The organism is Streptomyces aureus, assembly GCF_001418135.1.
Classification (GTDB): Bacteria; Actinomycetota; Actinomycetes; order Streptomycetales; family Streptomycetaceae; genus Streptomyces; species Streptomyces aureus_A.
In genome coordinates this window covers 1-6,947 of record NZ_LIPQ01000242.1, presented here as the reverse complement: position 1 = coordinate 6,947, position 6,947 = coordinate 1, and the positions used below count along the sequence as shown (strand labels likewise).

General features: G+C 72.1%; 6 protein-coding genes and 1 pseudogene. 4 read left to right on the top strand and 3 right to left on the bottom strand.

Annotated elements, in window-relative coordinates:
- Nucleotides 1–89 precede the first annotated feature (89 nt).
- Nucleotides 90–770, top strand: coding sequence for a hypothetical protein (locus tag AOK00_RS20555; protein WP_254047430.1), 681 nt, complete (start codon nucleotides 90–92; stop codon nucleotides 768–770).
- 284 nt (nucleotides 771–1,054) lie between these two features.
- Nucleotides 1,055–1,540: a VOC family protein gene (locus tag AOK00_RS20550; RefSeq protein ID WP_055601759.1), complete on the top strand. Its 486-nt coding sequence runs from the start codon at nucleotides 1,055–1,057 to the stop codon at nucleotides 1,538–1,540.
- Between the two features lie 767 nt (nucleotides 1,541–2,307).
- Here AOK00_RS20550 and AOK00_RS20540 read toward each other — a convergent pair.
- Nucleotides 2,308–3,474 (bottom strand): alanine--tRNA ligase-related protein, encoded by a 1,167-nt coding sequence (locus AOK00_RS20540; RefSeq protein ID WP_055601757.1) that lies wholly within the window; start codon nucleotides 3,472–3,474, stop codon nucleotides 2,308–2,310.
- 318 nt (nucleotides 3,475–3,792) lie between these two features.
- Entirely contained in the window at nucleotides 3,793–4,374 is a 582-nt protein-coding gene (locus AOK00_RS20535; RefSeq protein WP_055601756.1) for a helix-turn-helix transcriptional regulator, read from the bottom strand.
- Nucleotides 4,375–4,386: 12 nt separating this feature from the next.
- Between AOK00_RS20535 and AOK00_RS37325 the strand changes: the two genes are divergently transcribed.
- Together AOK00_RS37325 and AOK00_RS20525 are read left to right on the top strand one after the other, a co-directional pair.
- Nucleotides 4,387–4,752 (top strand): hypothetical protein, encoded by a 366-nt coding sequence (locus AOK00_RS37325; RefSeq protein WP_055601755.1) that lies wholly within the window; start codon nucleotides 4,387–4,389, stop codon nucleotides 4,750–4,752.
- A 183-nt stretch (nucleotides 4,753–4,935) separates the two neighbouring features.
- Nucleotides 4,936–5,988 carry a terpene synthase family protein gene (locus AOK00_RS20525; protein WP_055601754.1) on the top strand — a complete coding sequence of 351 codons (1,053 nt, stop codon included), beginning with the start codon at nucleotides 4,936–4,938 and terminating at the stop codon, nucleotides 5,986–5,988.
- A gap of 56 nt (nucleotides 5,989–6,044) precedes the next feature.
- On the opposite strand, the pseudogene AOK00_RS20520 reads toward AOK00_RS20525, so the two are convergent.
- Nucleotides 6,045–6,947, bottom strand: a pseudogene (locus AOK00_RS20520) (cytochrome P450); the annotation flags it as partial.

Genomic DNA, 6,947 nt, shown 5'->3' with positions numbered 1-6,947 from the left:
CTCCTGATTCTGGCCGCCCTCCCGTGGGCTATCGTGCACCGTCGCCGGCGGCCCCACCCGTGAGGGCGGCCAGAATCAGGAGAACATGCATGTCAGAGGCCACACAGGGCAGCGCAGCAGCACCTGGCGTCGGCATCCCGCCCGCCTCCGTGCGCCGGTCCGCGCGACCGCGTACGGCGGTGGGTCGCACCCTCGCCCTGGTGCTGTACGTCTGGGGGTCGGCCGCTGTGGTCTCGGGCGTCTCGTTCCTCGTCCCGAGCGCGGAATGGGTGGCCATCGGCACCGGAGTGGTGCTGTGCTTGGCCTTCGGGGTGCTGCTGCACCTGCTGCACCGGGGCGTCTGGCTGGTGCTGCTCGCGGTCGCACCGGCGCTGTTCGTGCTGGTCGGCGCGGTCCAGTACGCGCCCGAGCTGGCGCTTGAGCGGTACGGGGTCCGTGAGGACGTCGTCGTGGTGGCCGACAGCGCCGCCGGCACCGGCGGCAAGAACCACGAACTGACCCTGCGCGGCTCCGACGGCCAGGAGCTCGCGGAGAAGTTCGTGTATCGCGGCAGCGGCGCCCCCGCCGTAGGCGAACGCCTCGCCGTCGTCCGCGACTCACGCGGCAAGGTGCCCATGGAACAGGCCGACCAGGTCGACGCGGCCGGCCGGCTCGGCGGGCTCATCGGCGGCCTCCTCGCCTGGACCGTGCTGGTGCTGCTCGCCGGGTGGCGCGGCCATGTCGCGCGCCGCCGTGACCTGCGGCGGTACGGAGACGGCGCCGGCCGCTGACCCGTGGGAGGGGGCTCACGGGGCGGCCCGGGACGCGGTTCGCCGCCGGGCTTCCCTCCGGACCTCCCGAGTATTCCGAGTCCTTCCGAGTCCTTCCAAGTCCTTCCGCCGAGCGGCGCACGCGGTGAGCGCGCCGAATGGGGCGCCGTCGTGGCCGCTGCCGCTCTTCGGGGCATCCCGTGGTCGCCCGCCGCGCGGCTGCGGTGCGGGGCGCGGGGGCCGGGATATCAGTGGGGCGGAGGTGGCGGTCGACGGCGACCGCTCTGTCGGGAAAGGCGGAAATCGTGACCGTACAACCCATCCCCGAGGGGTATCCGCGGGTCACGCCGTACCTCTGTGTCGACGGAGCCGCGGCCGCGATCGACTTCCACGTGGCCGTGCTGGGCGCCGAGGAGCGCATGAGGATGCCTGCCCCGGACGGCAAGATCGGCCACGCGGAGCTGGCCGTCGGGAACTCGGTCATCATGCTCGCGGACGAGTTCCCGGACATCGGGTTCCGCTCCCCCAAGTCGATCGGCGGCACACCTGTCACCCTGCACGTGTACGTGTCGGACGTCGACGCGGTCTTCGCCCGGGCGCTCGCGCGGGGCGCGAAAGAACTGTCGGCGGTGAAAAACGAGTTCTACGGCGACCGCACCGGCCAGTTCGAGGACCCCTTCGGGCACCGCTGGAACGTCGCCTCGCACATCGAGGACGTCCCCGCCGAGGAGATGGCCAAGCGGGCCGAGGAAGCGCTGGAGACCTTGAACTCCGGTTCGGACGGCGCCTGATCCCGCTGGTCGCGCCTGGTCCCCCGGCCCCTCCTGATCGCGCCTGCCCGCCCGTCAGCGGCCGTACATCCCGCGGCACAGGTCGGCCGCGCCCATCGGAGCGTCGATGTCCTCGGCCTGACGGCACAGTTGACGCATCGCCGGAGCCCCCGCGCCCGTCGGCTGCGGTCCACCGCGCGTGGCGGACGGCGCCGCGGGGCGTGGCGTCCCTCGCCCGGACGGCACCGCCGCCCGGGGTTCGGTCCGTGCACGGGTCTTCCCCGCGGTCTGCTTCGCCCGCTTCGGCGAGTTCGCCGAACTCCGCGTGGCCGCCGCCCCCCTGTGCGACGGCGGCGGTGCCGTTCGCCGCTCCGGTGACCGCCCGGCGGCGGGAACCTCGGCGGCGCCCACCGCTTCCCGGGTGGCCGGCCGTCCCCTCGTCCTTCCGGCCGACGTGCCGGGCAGCGGTTCCGTGTCGGCGATCTCCTCGTGGGGAACGGGTTGCGCGGGCACCGGCCATGCGGGAACCGGCATCGGGGCCGGAGGCCGGTCGGCGGCAGGCGCCGGCCCTCCGGGCCCGGGCTGAGGCCGGGGCGACGGCGGGTGGGGAACGGCCACACAGCCGGCCGTGAGGAGTACGGAGAGCAGGAGGAACGTCGTACGGCGGGGTTGCATGGGGATCACCGTGCCCGAACCGGCCCGGGGCGCGTGGGCGGCTCGGACCGGGTCCACCGTCACGGGTGAACCGGTCGCACGGAGGGGACCCCCAGACCCTCACTCCTCACCCCTCACCCCTCGCGCAGCGTCCTCACCAGGTCCCGGGGCAGACCATGGGTGTCGTGGAGGTGGCGGAGGTCCTCCTCGTCCAGCGGGCGCCGGAACCGCGGGCGGGCGAGCACCTGTCGGCCGCGTTCGAGGAGCCGTCCGAACCGGCGTTCCTCGTCGAGCAGCATCCGTCGCACCTCGCCCGGGTCCGTGTCCTGCCGGAAGTGGTCCAGGGTGTGCTCGATCAACTCGGACGGCAGGTCGCCCAGTCCGCGCGTCGGGTCGTCCCGCCACAGCACGGTGAGCACGCGGCGGACCAGGCGGCGCACCACGTAGCCCCGTCCGGTGCTGCCGGGTCGCACCCCGTCGCCGCTCACCACGACGGCCGAGCGCAGATGGTCGTGGACGAGACGCCGGGTGGGTTCGTCCAGCGTCCAGATCAGGGGGACGAGGCGGCGCCAGGGGTCGAAGACGTCGCATTCGAACACGGACGACTTCCCCTGGAGGAGCGAGGCGAGCCGTTCCAGGCCGAGCCCGGTGTCGATGTTGCGCTGGGGAAGCGGGACGAGGGAGCCGTCGTCGAGACGGCGGTGGCGCATCATCACGTGGTTCCACACCTCCACCCAGCGGTCGTCCTCGGTGGGTGTCGAGCGGGGCGGGGTGTCCCCGCTCCACAGGAAGATCTCCGAGTCGGGGCCGCAGGGACCGGTCGGCCCGTTGGACCACCAGTTGTCGGTGACGGTGAGCTCCACGGGGACGCCGCGGTTCTGCCAGAGTTCCAGCGAGGCGCTGTCCTGTCCCGTCCGCTCGTCCCCGGCGTACACCGTGGCGTGGAGGAGGCCCGGGTCGATGCCGAGGCCCTCGGTGAGGAGGCCGTACCCCCATTCGAGGCTCTGGGGGCCCTCGTAGTCGCCCAGCGACCAGGTCCCGAGCATCTCGAAGACGGTCAGATGGGTGGCGTCACCGACCTCCTCCAGGTCCGTCGTGCGCAGACAGCGCTGCACGTTGACGAGTCGCCGGCCCATCGGGTGGGGGCGCCCCTCCAGATAGGGGGTGAGCGGGTGCATGCCGGAGGTGGTGAACAGGACCGGGTCGCCCGGCGGTGGCAGCAGTGTCGATCCGGTGATGCGGCGGTGGCCGCGCTCCTCGAAGTACTCGACGAACGTGCGGGCGATGTGCTCGGTCTTCATGGGACGACTCCTTCGCGTACGGCAAGGGAGGCACCGGAGAACGGACCGGCGGGTCGTCGAAGCGGGCTGAGGAGCCACGGAACCACCGGCGGGCCGTTTCCGGTCGCCGGTGGGAGGGGGAAGGTCAGGCGGCGGCAACCGGCGAGCTGGTCGCTCGCGCGGTCGCGGTGAGGCTTCGGCCGGTGACGTTCATACGAACGACGTTAACGCGCCGCGGTGGTTGGGGCACGCGATTATCCGCGCGGCCGACCAGGGGCGCTCCCACGGGCGAGGCGGTCCGCCGTATCACCGCCGTCGCACGGGCCGCCGCGCGGACCGCTACGACGTGCCGCTGGGGTCCTTCTCCGTCCGGTGCCCTCGACGGGCGTCGCGGTCGAAGATGCCGAGGATCTCGCACGGGCCGCCCTCTGCGCCGATGGCGTGGGGCAGCATCGTGGGGAACTCCGCGGCCTGGTTGGTCTCCACGCGGATGCGGCGGTTCCCGAGCAGCAGGACGGCGGTGCCGGAGAGGACGACGAGCCACTCGCGGCCCGGATGGGCACGCAGGCGTGCGGGGTTGTCCGGTGGGGGTTCCGTCATCCGCTGGCGTACGACGGTCATGCCCGGTTCCGCCTTGATGGGCCAGCGCATCAGTCCGTGGGCGCCGTCGATCATCGGGCTGGTGACGACGTCGTCGGTGGCCGTCTCGACCAGCTGGTCGAGGGAGGTGTCCAGGGCTCGGGCGAGGGTGACCAGCTGGTCCAGGGCCAGCCGGCGCCGGCCGTTCTCGATGCGGCTGAGGGAGGACTGGCTGAGGTTCGCGCGGGTGGCCAGTTCTTCGAGGGACCAGCCCTGAGCGACGCGAAGGGCGCGGATCCTTTTGCGCACCAGGCTGTCCAGCTCACCGTCTTCTTGCGTCATAGGCATCAATGTATGCCCCTTCCGCAAAGCCTGCCCGTCGGTTTCGTCGCGTGGGAACTGCGCCGCGGGGACGGCGCCCGGCTCGACGGCGTCCCCCACGGGGTGGCCGAAACCGCCCGCGAGGGCGTCGCGAACGCCGTCGAGGCGGCGGGCACGGCCGGCTCCCACGAGCGGGCCCTGATCCGTGCGGCCCAGGAGTCCTTCGTCGACGGCTGGCAGCAGGCCATGTGGGCGGGCGTCGTCGTGATGGCCGCCCCCCTCCTCCGCGTACTCGCCCGCGGCCCGACGGGCGCCCGGCCGGAGACACCCGGGAAAGGTGATGACAATTTGCGCGGAATTACGGAACGTTCTCCAGAGGGATCGTTTCCTTCCGCATGAAGCTGTTCTGAATACTGGCCAGGAACAGTTGAGGGGTTGACGATCGCTGGTGACGGGCAGGTTTGGAGGGCCGCGAGCCGGGCATCGTCCGGCGTCACGGCAGTGCGGCCGTCACCACGTGCGGGAGTGCACACAGCCCAACCGCGTCCCTCCGCGGCCGAACGAAGAAGGAGGTTGGTCCCCATGACAGTGCGTGCTCTCGAGCAGCCCCGGCTGTGGATGCCCTATCCACTGCGGGTGAATCCGTATCTGTCGGCCCTGCACGAGGAGAGCGAGACGTGGGCGCGCGCGATGGGCATGCTGGACGGTGCGGAAGGGCCCTCGGGCCATCCCCCCATATGGACCCGGTCGCAGTTCCATGCCATGACGGTCGACCAGTTGACCGCCTGGGCCCTGCCCGACGCCTCGTTCGCCGACCTGCGGCTCAACCACCGTTTCAACATCTGGGCGTTGGCCTGGGACGACTACTTCGCCGCCGCGTTCAAGCAGACCGGTGACCTGCCCGGCGCCGTGGCCTTCACCGCCCGGCTCCACGAGTTCCTGCGACCGGACCTCGGCAACGGCGCCCGGTCGCCCGAGCCGTCGAACCCGGTCGAGCGGGGCATCGCCGATCTGCAGCGGCACTTCTTCCCGCCCCGACTGGCGCACTGGCGACACGAGTTCAACCGGGCCCTGGTGCGCTACGTCGACGCGGGGGTCGAGGAGCTGGCCAACAGCCGCGCCGCCCGAGTCCCCCACCTGATCGAGTACGCCCCGTTCCGGCGCGACAGCTTCGCCGCCCACACCGCCCCGTACTCCGTCGAGCTGGCCACCGGCGCGCGCATACCCGAGCCGATACGGCACAGCCGGACCGTACGGGCCCTGCTCGACGCCTTCATGGACTACATGGGGCTGGCCAACGACCTCGCGTCGTACGAGCGGGAGGTCCACGAGGAACACGACGTCAACAACCTGGTCGTGGTCCTCGGTACGTCCCTGGGCATCGCCCTCCACGACGCCGTGCCCGCCGCCCTGAATCTGGTGAACACCCGGCTGCGCGACTTCGAGCACCTCCGGCAGAGTGAACTGCCGCAGCTGGTAAGGCGATCAGGTCTCGACCACGACGAGCGGGCCGAACTGGAGACCTGGCTCCAGGGGGCCTGCGGCTTCCTGTCCGGCCTCCACGCCTGGTACACGGGAGCTCCCCGTTACGCCGCCGCGGACCTCTCCGTACCGGAACAGCGACACCGGCCCTGATTCGGCGAGGGGGATACCGACGGACGGGCGTCGGCAGAGCCCCCTCGGCGTGCGGCCTACCTCATCCGCAGGAGGCGCCTGAGCCGCGTCCGCCACGAGGGGCGGGGTTCGGGCCGGCGCTCCGGCTCGGGCGCGGGCTCCGGCTCGGCCGTCCGCAACGGCGGCGCCTCCGGCATCCCGACGCTCGGGGCCGGCGGGGCGGGCAGCGGGCTCGGGACGTCGAAGTCCTGGGGGGCGCGGGCGGCGAAGCTCACCGGCAGCGCCGTCAGGTGCCGGGCCCAGGTGGAGGAGCGCCAGGTGAGGTCCTCCTCGGGGATCGACAGGGCGATGTCCGGCAGTCGGGTGAGCAGGATGTCGATGCCGGTGTCGGCGATGATGCGGCCGATGTCCTGGCCGGGGCACTCGTGGGTGCCGGCGCTGAACGACAGGTGCGCGCGGTTGTGATGGACCGGCGTCGAGGGATCCGGCCGGATCGCCTCGTCGACGTTCCCGGCGGCGAGGCCGAGCAGGAGCATGTCTCCGGCCTTGATCTGCTGTCCCCCCAGGGTGGTGTCGCCGTTGGCCCAGCGGCCGGGGCACACCATCAGCGGGGGCTCGTCCCAGAGGACCTGTTCCACCGCTTCCGGCAGGGTCATCTGACCGCCGGCCAGCGACCCGCGGAACCGGGGGTCGGTGACCACCATGCGCAGGACGTTGGACATGAGGTTGGCGGTCGTCTCGTACCCGGCGAGGAGGATCAGGCGCAGGTGGTGCTGCACCTCCTCGTCCGACAGGTTCGCGGGGTGTGCCATCAGCGCGGACGCGATGTCCTGACCCGGGCGGACCCGCTTGGCGTCGACGAGCTGCGCGAGGCTCTCCAGGACGTACGCGTTGCTGGCGAGCGAGGTCTCGGTGGCCTTGAAGAGGTCACGTGCGGCGTGGACGAGCCGGGGACCCGCCTCGTCCGACATGCCGAGCAG

Excerpts from the sequence above, each read along its gene's own strand:
- AOK00_RS37325 (WP_055601755.1), top strand. The coding sequence starts at position 4,387 with ATGCCCCTTCCGCAAAGCCTGCCCGTCGGTTTCGTCGCGTGGGAACTG.
- AOK00_RS20540 (WP_055601757.1), bottom strand. The coding sequence starts at position 3,474 with ATGAAGACCGAGCACATCGCCCGCACGTTCGTCGAGTACTTCGAGGAG.
- AOK00_RS20525 (WP_055601754.1), top strand. The coding sequence starts at position 4,936 with ATGACAGTGCGTGCTCTCGAGCAGCCCCGGCTGTGGATGCCCTATCCA.
- AOK00_RS20555 (WP_254047430.1), top strand. The coding sequence starts at position 90 with ATGTCAGAGGCCACACAGGGCAGCGCAGCAGCACCTGGCGTCGGCATC.
- AOK00_RS20535 (WP_055601756.1), bottom strand. The coding sequence starts at position 4,374 with ATGACGCAAGAAGACGGTGAGCTGGACAGCCTGGTGCGCAAAAGGATC.